Raw genomic sequence first — 15,252 nt, 5'->3', positions numbered from 1 at the left:
AAGCGGCGCATCCATCGGGCGCTCTGCCTGCCCCCATCCCAGCCTTCCCCCAGCGGGGGAAGGAGCGATGCGGGTGCTCGGCTTGCAGGTGCTGTGGATGCTGGCGCTGCTCGTCTGCGGCAGCACCGCCTTCGCCACCCAGCGCGCCTTGCTCGTCGGCGTCTCCGAACTCGTCAACCAGCCGCAGGCCCTGTGGCTGCAGGCGCCGCGCAACGACGTGATGCTCATGCGCGATGCCTTGCTGAAGCAGGGCTTCACCGCGCCCGACATCGCCGTGCTCGCCGACGGCGTGCCCGGCGCTGCGCTGCCCGAATCGCAGGCCATCCACGAGGCCCTGGCGCGGCTGCTCGCGCAGTCGGCCAGCGGCGACTTCGTGCTGCTGTACTTCTCCGGCCACGGCACGCGCCTGCGCGACGTGGCCAAACGCTACCAGGAGCCCGATGGGCTGTCCGAGAACTTTCTCGCGCGCGACGTGCGCGGCACGCTCGGTGCCGATGCCGCGCTCAGCGGCGACCTGCGTGACGTCGACTTCGACGCCTGGATCCAGGCCTTCCTGGCGAAGAACGTGTTCGTCGCCTCGGTGTTCGACACCTGCTCCGCCAACTCCATGACACGCGGCACGGGCGATGCGCCCGCGACCGCCGAGGGCCCGGCCGACGACGAGGTGCGTTGGCGCGGCCTGCGCACGACGCAGCTTGCGGGCGGTGCGTCGACGGCGCGGTCCTTGTCTCCGCCAGCGACGGGAGAGGTTGTACCGCGCGCTCGCTACGTGGCGCTGTTCGCGTCCGAGAGCCACCAGATCACGCCCGAGCTGCGCTTGCCGCGCAAGGCGCGCAGCGCCCGGCCACAGGGCCTGCTGACCTGGGCCGTGGTCGAGTCGCTGGCGCGCAAGCCCGCGACCTGGCGCGACCTGTTCGACGGCGTGCTCGCGCTGTACCCGCCGGTCATCGACGAGCTCGCGCAGCGCTTTCCCACGCGCGAGCTGCCGTCGCCCGTGGCCGAGGGCAACCTCGATGCGCCGCTGTTCGCCAACAGCGGCGCGCCCGCGTCCACGCGCCCGGTGTGGGGCGCGCAGCGCAGCGGCGACAGCCTGGCCGTCAAGGCCGGCCTGCTCGACGGCCTGGCGCCGCAGCAGGAGGTGCGCGTGCTCGCCACGCTCGACGACGGCACCGTGCGCCGCGCGCCGGCCGCCATCGCGCAGATCAAGCTCGGCGGCGCCTGGCTCGCCGTGCCGGCCGCTTTGAAAGACCTGCCGGGCAGCGCGTTCTGGAGCGTCACGCCCGTTGCCGAGCCGGCCGCGACGGCCCTGCGCGTGCGCGCCGACAAGCCGCTGCCCGCCGGCCTGAGCCTCGACTACCCGGCCGCGATCCGCCTGGCCGACGACCCCGCGAGCGCCGACGTGCGCTGGACCGACCTCGGCCCCGCCGGCCATCGGCTCGAAGCGCTCGCGCCCGTGTTCGGCACCGCCGCCTCGACCGTCGTGGTGCCCGACGTGGTCGCGCTGCGCCGCCGCCTGCAGGCGCTGGCGCAGCTGAAATGGCTGGCCCAGCTGCAGGCCCATGCCAGGGGCGGCCAGCTCGATGGTTTCGATGCGGCGCTCGAAGTCTGGAGCGCCGACCGGCTGCTGCGCAGCGTGCCGGTCGCCGAGGCTGCGAGCGTGCTGCCTGCGTTGCGTGCAGGGGAGCGCGTGCGCCTGAACGTGCGCAACACCAGCGGCCGTTCGCTCGACCTCGTCATCACCGGCATCGACGCGCGCGGCGCGCTGCAGGCCGTGTACCCCGACGGGGCCGGCGAAACCAACCGCTTCAAGCGCGGCACGCCCGAGCAGCCGGCGGTCAAGCGTTTCGACCTGCCCTGGCTCGATGCGGCCGGCGAGGCGCGCCTGCTCGTCATGGCGGTGCCGGCCGCGCCCCACAGCGCGCCGCGCCTGTTCGGCGTGGCCACCGCGGCGCAGGCCGACGTGTCGGAAGTGCGCGTGCGCGGCGGCCAGCCACCGGCCGCCGGCGGCGAGCGCAAGGTGTTCGCGGCCTTGCTGCGCAGGAGCGCCGCCGCACCAGACGGTGGTGCACGGCCATGAAGCGGCTGCGCGTGGTCCCGGTCCAGTTTTCTTTGTCCGAATCCGGAGGTTGACATGGCATTTCTCGAAGACGGCTCCTGGAGCCCCGAAGACGCACGGCAGTTCTACGAACTGATCGGCACCGGCTCGGCCGAGACCGACCTGGTCATGATGATCGAGAGCAAGGGCTCGCCCGTCGAAGGCGAACTCGAACGCGTCTTCGACGACGGCAAGGCGCGCCTGAACATCGGCGGCTACTACTGGTCGGTGCAGGTGCCCGAATCGTCCGCGCAGAACCAGGTCGTGCCCCACAACCTGGTCGTCGCACGCCGCAGCGACGCGGCCACGGCCACGCTCGCCAGCCTGCTGCGCGCGCAGGAAAAAGACCTGAAGGTGGTCATCAGCGCCTACAAGGCCGGCGGCGATCCGCAGTCGCCCGAGGCGCAGGCGACCTTCGAGATCTCGCTGGAGAACGCGCGCATCTGCCGGCTGGTGCTCAACTCCGGCGGCCACTGGGGCGTGCCCTCGGAGCTGGTCTCCATCAGCTACCGCACGGTGAAGATCAAGTCGGCCCCGCAAAAGACCAGCGGTGCGCGCGGCGCGGTGCGCGAATGCCAGTTCACCCGGACGTGAACCGAAATCTGAACCCGAACGCCCCCAGGAGCACCCCGCCATGACGACGACCGCCGCAGACTTCCTCAAGGCCGCCGACCCGGCGGCCGCCCTCAAAGCCCTGAGCGACGACGTGCGCGCCAAGCCCTCCGACCCGAAGCACCGCGTCTTCATGGCGCAGCTCTTGTGCGTGCTCGGACAGTGGGAGCGCGCGCTCAACCAGCTCACCGTCGCGGCCGAGCTTGACGCGCTCGCCGTGCCCATGAAGCAGGTGTACGGCGAGGCCGTGCGCTGCGAAGGCCTGCGCGCCGACGTGTTCGCCGGCACGCGCACGCCGATGATCTTCGGCCAGCCCGATGAATGGCTGGCACTGCTCATCGAATCGCTGCTGCGGCAAGGCCGCGGCGAGAGCGAGCTGGCCGAAGACCTGCGCCAGCGCGCCTTCGACGGCGCGCCCGCCATCGCCGGCACCATCGACGGCGCACCCTTCGAGTGGTTGGCCGACGCCGACATGCGCCTGGGCCCGGTGCTCGAGGCCTTCGTCAACGGCAAGTACTACTGGATTCCCTACGCGCGGCTGGCGCACATCAAGATCGAGCCGCCCGAGGACCTGCGCGACTGCGTCTGGATGCCCGCGCACCTGCAGTTCGAGAACGGCGGCGAAACGCTGGCGCTCATTCCCACGCGCTACGAAGGCACCGAGGCGCAGGACGACGGCGAGCTGCGCCTAGCGCGCAAGACCGAGTGGCGCGAGCTGCGCCCCGAGGTCTGGGCCGGCTACGGCCAGCGCGTGCTCGGCAGCGACGCCGGCGAGTACGCGCTGATGGACGTGCGCGAGATCCTCTTCACGCCCGCGGCCGTTGATGTGGCCGAGGGCGGCGAAAGCAGCGGCGGTGGCTGAGCTCACCGCGCAGGAGCGGCTGCAGCCTTCGCTGCTCGACCGCCTCGTCGACCACGCGCCCGACGAGAAGCGCGAGGGCGACGACAAGCGCACGCTCACCAAGCAGGCGCTGCGCCAGGCCGTGCTGCGCGACCTCGGCTGGCTCTTCAACGCCACGGGGCACGGCCTCTCGATGGACGACAAGCAGCACCCGAATGCCGCGCGCTCCGTCATCAACTACGGATTGCCTATGCTGTCTGGCCAGTTCACCTCGTCGGTGCAGCGTGTCAGCATGGAACAGGCTTTGAAGAACGCAATCCTGCAGTTCGAGCCGCGCATTTTGTCCCGCACACTCGAAGTCGAACTCGTCATGGAAGGCCCGGCCCTGGAGTCCCACAACAGCATCGGCCTGCAGATCCGCGGCATGCTGTGGGCGCAGCCCGTGCCGCTCGAGTTCCTCATGCGAAGCCGCGTCGATCTGGAAGAGGGCCGCATAGAGATCGTGGACATGGCGCAAAACCCAAGGTAAGTCCACATGGACCCTCGGCTGCTGAGCCTGTACGAGCAGGAGCTGCGCTACTTCCGCGAAAGCGCCTCGGAGTTCGCCCGCGCTTTTCCGAAGATCGCGCACCGCCTGGGCATCGAAGGCCAGGAAGTCGCCGACCCGTACGTGGAGCGGCTGATCGAGGCCACGGCTTTCCTTTCGGCGCGCGTGGGCCTGAAGCTCGATGCCGAATACCCGCGTTTCACCGGCCACCTGCTGGACATCGTCTACCCGCACTTCCTGGCGCCCACGCCGGCCATGACGGTGGTGTCGTTCGTGCCCGACCCGGAAGACGCCAACCTCGCGGCCGGCCCCACGCTGGCGCGCGGCGCCGGCCTGCGCGCGCGCCAGGCCGTGGGGCAGAACACGCACTGCGAGTTCCGCACCGCCGCCGCGTTGCGCATCTGGCCGATCGAGGTGCAGCGCGCCCAGTACTTCACCTACGCGCCCGACCTGCCGCTGAACACCCATCCTCAGTCGCGCGCCATCCGCGGCGGCCTGCGCATTGCATTGCGCGCCACGGCGGGGCTGGACTTCAGCCAGATCGCGCTCGACGACCTGGTGCTGCACTTCGGCGGCGCGGAAGACGTGGCCTGGCAGCTGCACGAATGCGCGCTGGGCCAGCCCGTGGGCGTGTGGGTGCGACCGCTCACGGCCGGCGGCGCCTTGCAGGGCACCATGCGCAGCCTGCCGGGCAGCGCCATCGGCGCGGTCGGCTTCGGGGACGACGAGGCGCTGCTGCCCGTCACGGCCACGGGCTTCTCGGGCTTTCGGCTGCTGCAGGAGTACTTCGCGTTCCCGCAGCGCTTCCAGTTCGTGCGCATCGGCGGGCTGCAGGCGCTGCTCGCGACGATGCCGGTGACCGAGCTGGAGATCGTGCTGCTGTTCTCGCGCGGCGATGCGGCGCTCGAGAAGCTGGTGAGCGCCGACAACGTGCAGCTGCACTGCGTGCCCGCCGTCAACCTGTTCACCAAGCGGCTCGACCGCGTGCCCGTGACCGAGGGCGTGAGCCAGTTCCACCTGGTGCCCGACCGCACGCGGCCGCAGGACTTCGAGGTGCACACCGTCACCGAGGTCATCGGCCATGGCGCGCCCGGGGCCGACGCCGCGGTGGCTGAGCAGCCGTTCCGGGCGTTCTACTCGGCCTTCCACGGCAGCCGCAACAGCCACCCGGCCTACTTCACGACCACGCGCGAGCCGCGCATGCTCTCGGTGCGCCAGCGCACCGAAGGCCACCGCAGCAGCCACATCGGCTCCGAGGTCTACATGCAGATCGTCGACCCGCAGCAGGCGCCGTATGCCGCCACGCTGCGCCAGCTCGCCGTGACCGCGCTGTGCACCAACCGCGACCTGCCGCTTCTGATGCCGCTGGGGCGCGACAACGACTTCGACTGCGTCGACTCCTTTCCCGTGCAGCGCGTGCGCATGGTGCGCGGGCCGTCGCGGCCGGTGTCGCCGGTCGTGAGCCAGGGGCTGGGCTGGCGCGTCATCGATCACCTGGCGCTCAATTACCTGTCGCTGTCCGACAGCACGCCGGAGCAGGGCGCCGCCGCGCTGCGCGAGACGCTCATGCTCTACGCCGTGCATGCCGACGAGATGCGCCAGGGCCAGGTGCGCGGGCTGCTGTCGGTGAAGAGCAAGCCTGTGGCGCGGCGCCTGCCGCTCGCGGGCCCGATCGCCTTCGGGCGCGGGCTCGAGGTGACGCTCGAAGTCGACAAGGACGCCTTCCACGGCCACAGCGCCTTCCTGTTCGGTGCCGTGCTGGCGCAGTTTCTGGCGCGCCATGTCGAGGTGAACCACTTCGTCGAGACCGTGCTGCGCGTCGCGGGCAAGGGCGAAGCCATGCGCTGGAGGCCGCTGTGCGGGACACGCCAGATTCTGTGAACAGCCGCGTGGACCTCGCGCTGCGCGGGTGGTCGGCGCAGCCGTGGGACTTCGACTACTTCGCCGTGATGCGGCGCATCGAGTCCGTCGCGAAGACCACGCCGCGCTGGGGCCGGGCCCTGCTGCCCAGTGCCGAGCCGGTGCGCGTGGGGCAAGAGCCCTCGCTGTCGTTCGCGCCCGCCAGCTTCAGCCGCTTCGAGCCGGCCACCGCGCATTCGCCGCCGCGCCTGCGCCAGCACTTCTTCGGCTACATCGGCCCCAACGGCCCGTTGCCGGTGCACCTGAGCGACTTCATCCGCGAGCGCAGCCTGAACCACGGCGACCCGACCTGGCTGGCTTTTCTCGACACCTTCTCGCACCGCTTCTCGCTGCACTTCTACCGCGCATGGGCGCAGTCGCGTCCGGCCGTGGCGCTCGACCGGCCCGGCGAAGACCGCTTCCGCCTGCAGGTGGGTGCGTTGGTCGGCATCGGCACGCCGGGGCGCATCGACCGCGACGAGATCCACGACGACGCGCGCCTGCACTTCTCGGGCTGGCTCGCGCGCCGCGTGCACAACGCGGAAAGCGTGGAGTCGGTGCTGTGCAGTTACTTCGGCGTGCCGGTGAAGCTGGAGCGCTGGGTCGGCCACTGGATGCGCGTGCCCACGGACGAGGTCACGCGCCTGGGGCAGGGCGAGAGTTCGCGCGCGATGGGCATGGGCGCGATGCTCGGCACGCGCGCGTGGGACCGCCAGCACCGCGTGCGCCTGCACCTGGGGCCGCTCACGGTCGACCAGTACCGCATGTTCCTTCCCATCGGAAACGCGCAGCCCGTGCTGCAGCGCTGGATGCAGCAGCTGCTCGGCGACACCCTCGAATGGGACGCCCAGCTGGTGCTCGAGAAAGTACAGGTGCCACCCACGCGCCTGGGCCAGGCCCGGGGCAACGGTCCGCGCCTGGGCTGGGTCTCGTGGCTCGGCGAACGCCCGCGCACGCGCGATGCGGCCGACGTGCGCATTGCCAGCCAGCCGTCGAGGGCGCGCCTGCCGAAGCAGTCCGCCTCTTTTCAATAAACCCATCTTCATTCGTTCAGAAGAGATACGGAGTCCTCCATGAGTGAAATCAGCCGCACCGCCCTCTTCGGCAAACTCAACTCGCTGGCCTACAAGGCCATCGAGGGCGCCACCGTCTTCTGCAAGATGCGCGGCAACCCGTACGTGGAGCTGGAGCACTGGTTCGCCCAGCTGCTGCAGGCCCAGGACTCCGACCTGCACCGCGTGATCCAGCACTACGGCCTCGATGTGTCGGTGATCGCCAAGGACATGACGGCCGCGCTCGACCGCCTGCCGCGCGGCGCCACCGCCATCAGCGACTTTTCGCCGCACATCGAGAACGCCATCGAACGCGCCTGGACCTACGCCACCCTGCAGTTCGGCGAGGCGCAGGTGCGCACCGGCTACATCCTGGTGGGCATGCTCAAGACGCAGAGCCTGCGCAACCCGCTGTTCGGCTTGTCGAAGCAGTTCGAGAAGATCAAGGTCGAAGACCTCGCCGACAACTTCCCCAAGATTTGCGACGCCTCGCCCGAAGCGCAGATGCGCGCCCAGGACGGCACCGGCATGGGCAGCGGCGCACCCGGCGAAGACTCGGGCGCCATGGCGCCGGCCGCCATGGGCAAGGGCGATGCCCTCAAGAAATTTGCTGTCGACCTCACGGAGAAAGCCAAGAAGGGAGAGATGGATCCGGTGACCGGGCGGGACGAGGAAATCCGCCAGATCGTCGACATCCTCATGCGCCGCCGCCAGAACAACCCGCTGCTGACGGGTGAGGCGGGTGTGGGCAAGACCGCGGTGGTGGAAGGCTTCGCGCAGCGCCTGGCGCGCGGCGACGTGCCGCCGCAGCTCAAGGACGTGAAGCTGCTCACGCTCGACATCGGCCTCTTGCAGGCCGGTGCGAGCATGAAGGGCGAGTTCGAGCAGCGCCTGCGCCAGGTGATCGACGAGGTGCAAAGCTCGCCCACGCCGATCATCCTGTTCATCGACGAGATCCACACGCTGGTCGGTGCGGGCGGCGCGGCCGGCACCGGCGATGCAGCCAACCTGCTCAAGCCGGCGCTGGCGCGCGGCAACCTGCGCACCATCGGCGCCACCACCTGGGCCGAGTACAAGAAATACATCGAGAAAGACCCGGCGCTCACGCGGCGCTTCCAGGTCGTGCAGGTGCCCGAGCCCGACGAGACCAAGGCGATCCTCATGCTGCGCGGCGTCGCCAGCGTGCTCGAGAAGCACCACCGCGTGCAGCTGCTCGACGAGGCCATCGAAGCGGCCGTGAAGCTGTCGCACCGCTACATTCCCGCGCGCCAGCTGCCCGACAAGGCCGTGAGCCTGCTCGACACGGCCTGCGCGCGCGTGGCCGTGTCGCAGCACGCAACGCCGCCCGAAGTCGAAGACTGCATGCGCCGCATCGAGGGCCTCACGGTCGAGCAGGAGATCATCGGCCGCGAAGAAGCCATCGGCATCGACGTGACCAAGCGCGCTGCGCTGGTGGCCACGCTGCTGGCCGAATCGAAGGTGCAGCTCGAAGCGCTGAATGCGCGCTGGCAGGAAGAGAAAGGGCTGGTCGATCGCCTGCTCGAGTTGCGCAGCAAGCTGCGCGCGGGCAACAAGCCGGTCGACGAACCGGCGGCCGGTGAGCCCGCCGCCGAGGCCGGCCCCGACCGCGCCACGCTGCTGGCCGAGTTGCACGAACTGCAGACGAAGATCCACGCGGTGCAGGGCGAGTCGCCGCTCATCCTGCCGTCGGTCGACGAGCAGGCCGTGGCCTCGGTGGTCGCGGACTGGACCGGCATTCCCGTCGGTCGCATGGTCAAGAACGAAGTGGAAGCCGTGCTCAAGCTCGCCGACACGCTCAACCAGCGCGTCATCGGCCAGAAGCACGGCCTGGAGATGATCGCGCGCCGCATCCAGACCTCGCGCGCGCGGCTGGACAACCCGCAGAAACCCATCGGCGTCTTCATGCTCTGCGGCACCTCGGGCGTGGGCAAGACCGAGACCGCGCTGGCGCTGGCCGAGGCGCTGTACGGCGGCGAGCAGAACATCATCACCATCAACATGAGCGAGTTCCAGGAGGCGCACACCGTCTCCACGCTCAAGGGCGCGCCCCCGGGCTACGTGGGCTACGGCGAGGGCGGCATCCTGACCGAGGCCGTGCGCCGCCGCCCCTACAGCGTGGTGCTGCTCGACGAAGTGGAAAAAGCCCACCCCGACGTGCACGAGATCTTCTTCCAGGTCTTCGACAAGGGCTGGATGGAAGACGGCGAGGGCCGCATGATCGATTTCAAGAACACGATCATCCTGCTGACCACCAACGCCGGCAGCGAGCTCGTGATGAGCATGTGCCGCGACCCCGAGCTGCTGCCCGATTCGAACGCGCTGGCCGATGCGCTGAAGGCGCCGCTGATGAAGGTGTTCCCGCCCGCGCTGCTGGGCCGCATCGTCACCATTCCCTACTACCCGCTGTCGCCCGAGATGATGAAGAAGATCGTGCGGCTGCAGCTGGGCCGCATCAAGAAGCGCGTGGAGACCAACCACGGCGTGCCCTTCGAATACACCGAGGCGGTGATCGAGCAGGTGGTCGCGCGCTGCCAGGACCCGGAGTCGGGCGGGCGCGTGATCGACGCGATCCTCACCAACACCGTGCTGCCCACCATTTCGGTCGAGTACCTGCAACGCCTGGCCTCGGGCGGCGAGATCCGCCGCGTGGCGCTCGACGTGAAGGACGCCGACTTCACCTACGCGTTCGACTGACCGACCCCGCAGCGCGACGCCCCACTTCCGAGAGACCCAAGATGGCCGACCACGAGTTCCGCATCGAGAGCGATTCGCCCGCCAAGGACGACCTGATGTTCTGGCGCATCGTCGGGCACGAGGCGCTGGCGCGCCCCGCGGCCTACGAGCTCACCGTGCTGTCCAAGAACAAGGACCTCGCCGCCAAGGACATCCTGGGCCACGCCTTCGACGTGGTCATCGAGTTCAAGGACGCCGACGGCGGTGCGCACGAGCGGCATTGCCAGGGCCATGCGGTGCGCTTCGTGCGCGCGGGCCACATCGGGCGGCACTACGAGTACCGCATCGCGCTGCGCTCGTGGTTCTGGCTGCTCACCAAGCGCGCCAACTCGCGCATCCACCAGGAAAAGAAGGTGCTCGAGGTGCTCGACGCGGTGTTCGAGGACAGCCCGATCAAGCGCTTCAAGAAGACCAAGGCCACCAACGTCATCGGCACGCACAACCCGCGCCGCTACTGCGTGCAGCACCAGGAGAGCGACTACCAGTTCCTGTCGCGCCTGCTGGAGGACGAGGGCATCTACTACTGGTTCGACGCGCACGACGCGCCCGGCACCATGCACCTGTCGGACGCCAGCGACCTGGCGCACGACAAGCTGCCCGCGACCGACACGCTGCGCCACATGGCGGTCCACGCGGCCGAGCCGCGCTTCAACGAGATCTCGCGCTGGGTCAGCGCGCGGCAGTTCGACACCGGCAAGCATTCGTCGCGCGACAGCGACTTCAAGGCCATCAAGAAGAAGCTGGGCGCCGACATCGACAGCTCCGATCAGCACGAGCTCGCCGAGTTCGAGATGTTCGAGTTTCCCGGCGGCTACTTCAGCGGCGACGACGCCGAGACGCGGGCCAAGCTGCGCGGCGACGAACTCAACGCGCGCCGCGACCGCCACTGGGCGCTCACGCCGTGGCCCGACGTCGCGGCCGGGCGCAGCTTCAAGTTCGAGGACGACCCCGACGGCACGCGCAACGGCGACTACGTGATCGCCGCCTGCACCTTCATCGCCAGCCACCGCGGCTACGAAGGCGTGAGCGCCAGCGCGCCGGCCCAGCCCGTGCAGCGCGCGCTGGCCGAGGTGCTGCGCGACGACGCCGTGAACGCCGACACCCTCCCGGTGCTGGAAGAGCTGATCGCCGCCACGCCCGCGCTGGCCGCCGCGCAGACTGGCAGCAGCCTGTTCCTGCTCACCGTGATGCCGGTCGACCGGCCGTTTCGCGCGCCGCGCCTCACGCCGCGCGTGACCATGCCCGGCCCGCAGACGGCCATCGTGGTCGGCCCCAAGGGCGACGAGCTGCACGTGGACGACCACGGCCGCGTGAAGGTGCACTTTCACTGGGACCGTTACGACGAGAGCAACGAGAAGTCGACCTGCTGGGTGCGCGTGTCGCAGCCTTGGGGCGGCAAGGGCTGGGGCGGCTACTTCGCGCCGCGCATCGGCCAGGAGGTGATCGTCGACTTCCTCAACGGCGACCCCGACCGGCCGGTGATCGTGGGCCGCGTCTACAACGACGACCAGCCGATTCCGTACAAGTCGCCCACGCAGAGCGGCTTCCGGACCCGGTCCACGCCGGGCGGCGGCGTGAACAACTACAACGAGATCATGTTCGAGGACAAGAAGGGGTCCGAGAACATCAACATCCACGCCGAACTCGACATGAGCCGCAGCGTGGAGCGCGACGACTCGGGCAGCGTGGGCCGCGACCAGTCGCTCAAGGTCGACCGCGACCAGACCGTGAGCGTGCAGCGCAACCGCACGGTCAACGTCACCAACAACGAGACCAAGAGCGTCAAGGTGGCGCAGAAGATCACCGTCGGCGCCAGCCAGGATGTGCACGTGGTGGCCAACCAGACCACCAACGTGGACGGCGCGCACGCGCTGGTGGTCAAGGGTGACCACCGCATCGAGACCAAGTCCGCGCGCACCGACTTCACGGCCTCCAACGAAAGCCGCACCGTGGGCGGCAACCAGACGGTGACCATCGCCGGCAACATGGCGCACAAGGCGTCGCGCATGACCTTCGAGGCCGGCCACATCGAGTTCAAGGTGACCGGCGGCAACTCGATGAAGATGGACGCCGGCGTGGCGCCGTTCCAGGCCAACTTCATGCAGTACAGCCTGGTGAGCAACACGCACATCAACCTGATGGCCATCGGCGACATCAACCAGACCTCGCTGGGCTCCAACACCACGGTGCTCGGCGCCAACAGCAGCGGCTACATCGGCACCAACAGCGAGGCGAACCTGGGCGCGGCGCGTTCCACCTTCCTGGGCATGAGCATGGACAACGCCGTGGGGCTGGCGGTGGCCAACTTCATGGGCATGCAGATCGAGAACACCATCGCGCTCAAGCTCGAGACGGTGGCCTCGATGGGCATCGAGCGCAAGCTCGGCAGCCTGCGCGAGGCGCCGATCCACATCTTCAAGGCCGGCGGCGGCGGGGGCGGGGGCGGTGGACCGCCGCCGCTGAACCGCGTGGCCGCGCTCTTCTCGGCGGTGGGCGCGATCCGCGGGCTGTTCCTGGGTGCGCGCGATGTGGAGGCCACCTTCACCCAGTACGAGAACGCGGCCAAGCAGCTCGAGGAGGCGGCCAAGGACCCGGACGTCGGCCGCATTCCCGGCCTGCAGAAGCGGCTGCAGGACATGGCCGCACTGGCGCGCGATCGCAAGGCGCAGGGCGAGGCGCTGGCGGGCTCGCACTACGGCACCGACACGGCGATCGGTGCGGGTACCGGCGCAGCGCTGGGCCTGGTGACCGGGCCGTTCGCGATCATCGCGTCGCCGGTGCTGGGTGTCGCGGGCGCCGTGGTGGGCGGTCCGATCGGCGCGATGGGCCGCGCGATGGGCAGCGGTGCCGAGGACCAGGCCGATGCGCTCAAGCCGGCCGAGGACGGCTCGGTGCCCGCGCCCCAGCCGACCCCCCAGCCCTCGCCGGCGCAGACGGCACCGGCCGGCACCGGCGAGCCCGCCAGTTCGAGCCAACCGGCGGGGCCGAGCGAACCTGCCAGTTCGAGCCAGCCGGCAGGGCCCAGCGAGCCTGCCAGTTCGAGTCAGCCGGCAGGGCCGAGCGAACCTGCCAGTTCGAGCCAGCCGGCGGGGCCCAGCGAGCCTGCCAGTTCGAGCCAACCGCCGGCGGCGGACGGGCCCCAGAGCACGCCCGGGCCCACCAGCTCGCAAGACCCCAACAGCTCCGGCGGGTCGGGCACGCCCTGACGGGCCGGGCCGCACGCGATGCAGATCAACAAGCCGCAGGCCCTGGGCCTGTCCACCCGCCCGATCGAGTACCGGGGCCGGCGCGCGCTGTGCATCAGCGCGCTGCTGCATGTGCCGCTGGAACAGGGCGCGCACGGCCGGCTGTGGGGCGAGCAGTCGATGTGGGATTTTCTGGCCGAGGAAATGGCGGAGCCCCTGGTCGACGAAGGCGTGGCCAAGCTCACCGCCGAATTCCTGGTGCACGGCCGGGCCTGCCCGCCGTCGGCACCGGCCACCGGCTGCGCGGTGCGCGTGCGCGTGGGGCCGGTGAGCAAGACGCTGGTGGTGATGGGCGACCGGCACTGGGAGGGCGAACGCGCCAGCGCGCCGCAGCCCTACACGCAGATGCCGATCGGCTGGGAGCGCGCCTACGGCGGTGCCGATTTCGCGGCCAACCCGGCGGGCATCGGCCGGGCCGCCGTGCAGGGCGTGCGCCCGCTGCCCAATGTGGAATGGCCGCACGCACCGCTGCACCATCCCGACCAGGTGGCGGAGCCGGCCGGCTTCGGCCGCCTCGATCCGATGCACCCGGCGCGTGCCGCCTGGCGCGGCACCTACGGACCGGAGTACCTGCGCGAGCACGCGCCCGGCTTTGCGCCCGACACCGACTGGCGCTTCTTCAACGTGGCCCCCGCCGACCAGTGGTTTGCCGAACCGCTGCGCGGCGACGAAGAGTTCGAGTTCGTCCACCTGCATCCCGAGCACCCCACGCTCACCGGGCGCCTGCCCGGCCTGCGCGCGCGCGTGTTCGCCGCCTACGCGATGGGCGCGGGGCAGGACGACGCGCTGCGCGAAGTGCCGATGCGCCTGACCACCGTGTGGTGCTTTCCGCATGCGCAGCGGCTGGTGCTGGTCTTCCACGGCCTGGCGGAGATGGCCAGCGACGACGGCAGCGACATCCGCGGCATGACCTGCGGCGTGGAGCGCATCACCGAGGCGCCGCGCCCCGATGCGCACTACCTGCACGTGATCGCGCAGCGCGCCGATCCGCGCCTGGGCCTGGTCCACAGCCTGCGCGACAGCGACCTGCTGCCCGAGGGCCTGGACATCACCGATCCGCATGCCGAGGCCGCGCGCGCGCCCTTCGCCAGCGACGGCGTGCAGGCGCAGGCCCAGTACCGGCGCGCCGAACTCGATGTGGCCATGGCCCGCGAACAGTTGCGCGGGCTCGGCAAGGACCCCGACGCGCTGGGCGTGACGATGCCACCGCGCGAGCCCGTGCCCAAGCCCGACGAGCTGGCCGAGGTGCTGCAGCGGCAGATCGAAGCCTCCGAGCTGCAGCAGCTGCATGCACTCAACGACGTGCTCGCGCACATGGAGCAGGCCATCGCGATGGCGCGCGAGCGCGGCGTCGACCTGGCGCAGCTGCAGCACCGCGGACCGCCCACCTACCGCGCCGAGCAGGACCTGAAGCAGCTCGAACAGACCGCGCGGCACGAGAAACGCGACTTCCGGCCCGAGGTGGTCTACGGCCCGCTGCTGCAGAAAGAGGGCGCCGACTCGCTGGGCTACCTGCAGGCGGCGCACCAGCAGCCGCCGGTCGATCGCATGGCGCCCGATGCGGCCGCGGCGTTGCGCGACGAGATCCGGCGGGCGGCGGCATCGGGCTTTCGCGCCTTCCGCGGCATGGACCTCACCGGCGCCGACCTGCACGGGCTGGACCTGCGCGGCGCGGACTTCACCGGCGCCTGGCTCGAAAGCGCCGACCTGCGCCAGGCCAACCTCTCGGGCGCCAACTTTTCATATGCGGTGCTGGCGCATGCCGAGCTGAGCGGCGCCATCGCCATCGGCGCCAACTTCGAGGGTGCCAACCTGGGCGCGAGCCGCCTGGACGGCTGCGTGCTGGACGACGCCGACCTGCGCACCGCCGTGCTCGAGCGCTGCCAGCTGGAAGGCACACGCGGCGCGCGCGCGCAGCTGGGTGGCACCTCGTTGCTGGAAACGGCCTGGGGCCGTTGCGACTGGAGCGAGGCGCAGGCCGGCGGGCAGGTGTTCTATCGCGCGGACCTGCGCACCGTCGCCTTCACGGGCGCGACGCTGGCTGGCGCCAGCTTCGTCGAGTGCGACCTGCGCGGTGTCGATCTGCGCGGCGCCGACCTCGCGGGCGCCAACTTCGTCGACTGCCAACTGCAGGGCGCGCGCTGGACGCAGGCGCGCGCCGCCGGCGTGGTCGTCACGCCCGCGTGCGACATGACGGGCGCGGACCT

General features: G+C 70.4%; 9 protein-coding genes. All 9 read left to right on the top strand.

The window, feature by feature from the left end:
• Positions 1 to 67 precede the first annotated feature (67 nt).
• Positions 68 to 2,077: a caspase family protein gene (locus VBO01S_RS27125; protein ID WP_082818312.1), complete on the top strand. Its 2,010-nt coding sequence runs from the start codon at positions 68 to 70 to the stop codon at positions 2,075 to 2,077.
• 54 nt (positions 2,078 to 2,131) lie between these two features.
• On the top strand, positions 2,132 to 2,689 hold the full coding sequence (locus VBO01S_RS27120; protein WP_056584544.1) for a type VI secretion system tube protein Hcp: 558 nt from the start codon (positions 2,132 to 2,134) through the stop codon (positions 2,687 to 2,689).
• Positions 2,690 to 2,729: 40 nt separating this feature from the next.
• Positions 2,730 to 3,569 (top strand): type VI secretion system accessory protein TagJ, encoded by an 840-nt coding sequence (locus VBO01S_RS27115; RefSeq protein ID WP_062481210.1) that lies wholly within the window; start codon positions 2,730 to 2,732, stop codon positions 3,567 to 3,569.
• Entirely contained in the window at positions 3,562 to 4,077 is a 516-nt protein-coding gene (gene tssE, locus VBO01S_RS27110; RefSeq protein ID WP_062481207.1) for a type VI secretion system baseplate subunit TssE, read from the top strand. Before VBO01S_RS27115 ends, tssE begins: the two co-directional genes overlap by 8 nt.
• 6 nt (positions 4,078 to 4,083) lie before the next feature.
• A complete protein-coding gene (gene tssF / locus VBO01S_RS27105; RefSeq protein ID WP_062481206.1) occupies positions 4,084 to 5,976 on the top strand; it encodes a type VI secretion system baseplate subunit TssF in 1,893 nt (630 codons plus the stop codon).
• Positions 5,973 to 7,028: a type VI secretion system baseplate subunit TssG gene (gene tssG / locus VBO01S_RS27100; protein WP_255221213.1), complete on the top strand. Its 1,056-nt coding sequence runs from the start codon at positions 5,973 to 5,975 to the stop codon at positions 7,026 to 7,028. The genes tssF and tssG overlap by 4 nt, the downstream gene beginning before the upstream one ends.
• Before the next feature lie 39 nt (positions 7,029 to 7,067).
• On the top strand, positions 7,068 to 9,761 hold the full coding sequence (gene tssH / locus VBO01S_RS27095) for a type VI secretion system ATPase TssH (protein ID WP_062481204.1): 2,694 nt from the start codon (positions 7,068 to 7,070) through the stop codon (positions 9,759 to 9,761).
• Positions 9,762 to 9,802: 41 nt separating this feature from the next.
• Positions 9,803 to 13,006, top strand: a complete 3,204-nt coding sequence (locus VBO01S_RS27090; protein ID WP_062481202.1) for a type VI secretion system tip protein TssI/VgrG — start codon at positions 9,803 to 9,805, stop codon at positions 13,004 to 13,006.
• 18 nt (positions 13,007 to 13,024) lie between these two features.
• Positions 13,025 to 15,252, top strand: a 2,228-nt coding sequence (locus tag VBO01S_RS27085) for a DUF2169 family type VI secretion system accessory protein (protein WP_062481200.1), incomplete at its 3' end; no start/stop codon positions are given.

It is taken from the genome of Variovorax boronicumulans NBRC 103145 (genome assembly GCF_001591345.1).
Taxonomy (GTDB): domain Bacteria; phylum Pseudomonadota; class Gammaproteobacteria; order Burkholderiales; family Burkholderiaceae_C; genus Variovorax; species Variovorax boronicumulans.
This window is presented reverse-complemented; position numbering and strand designations above follow the sequence as displayed.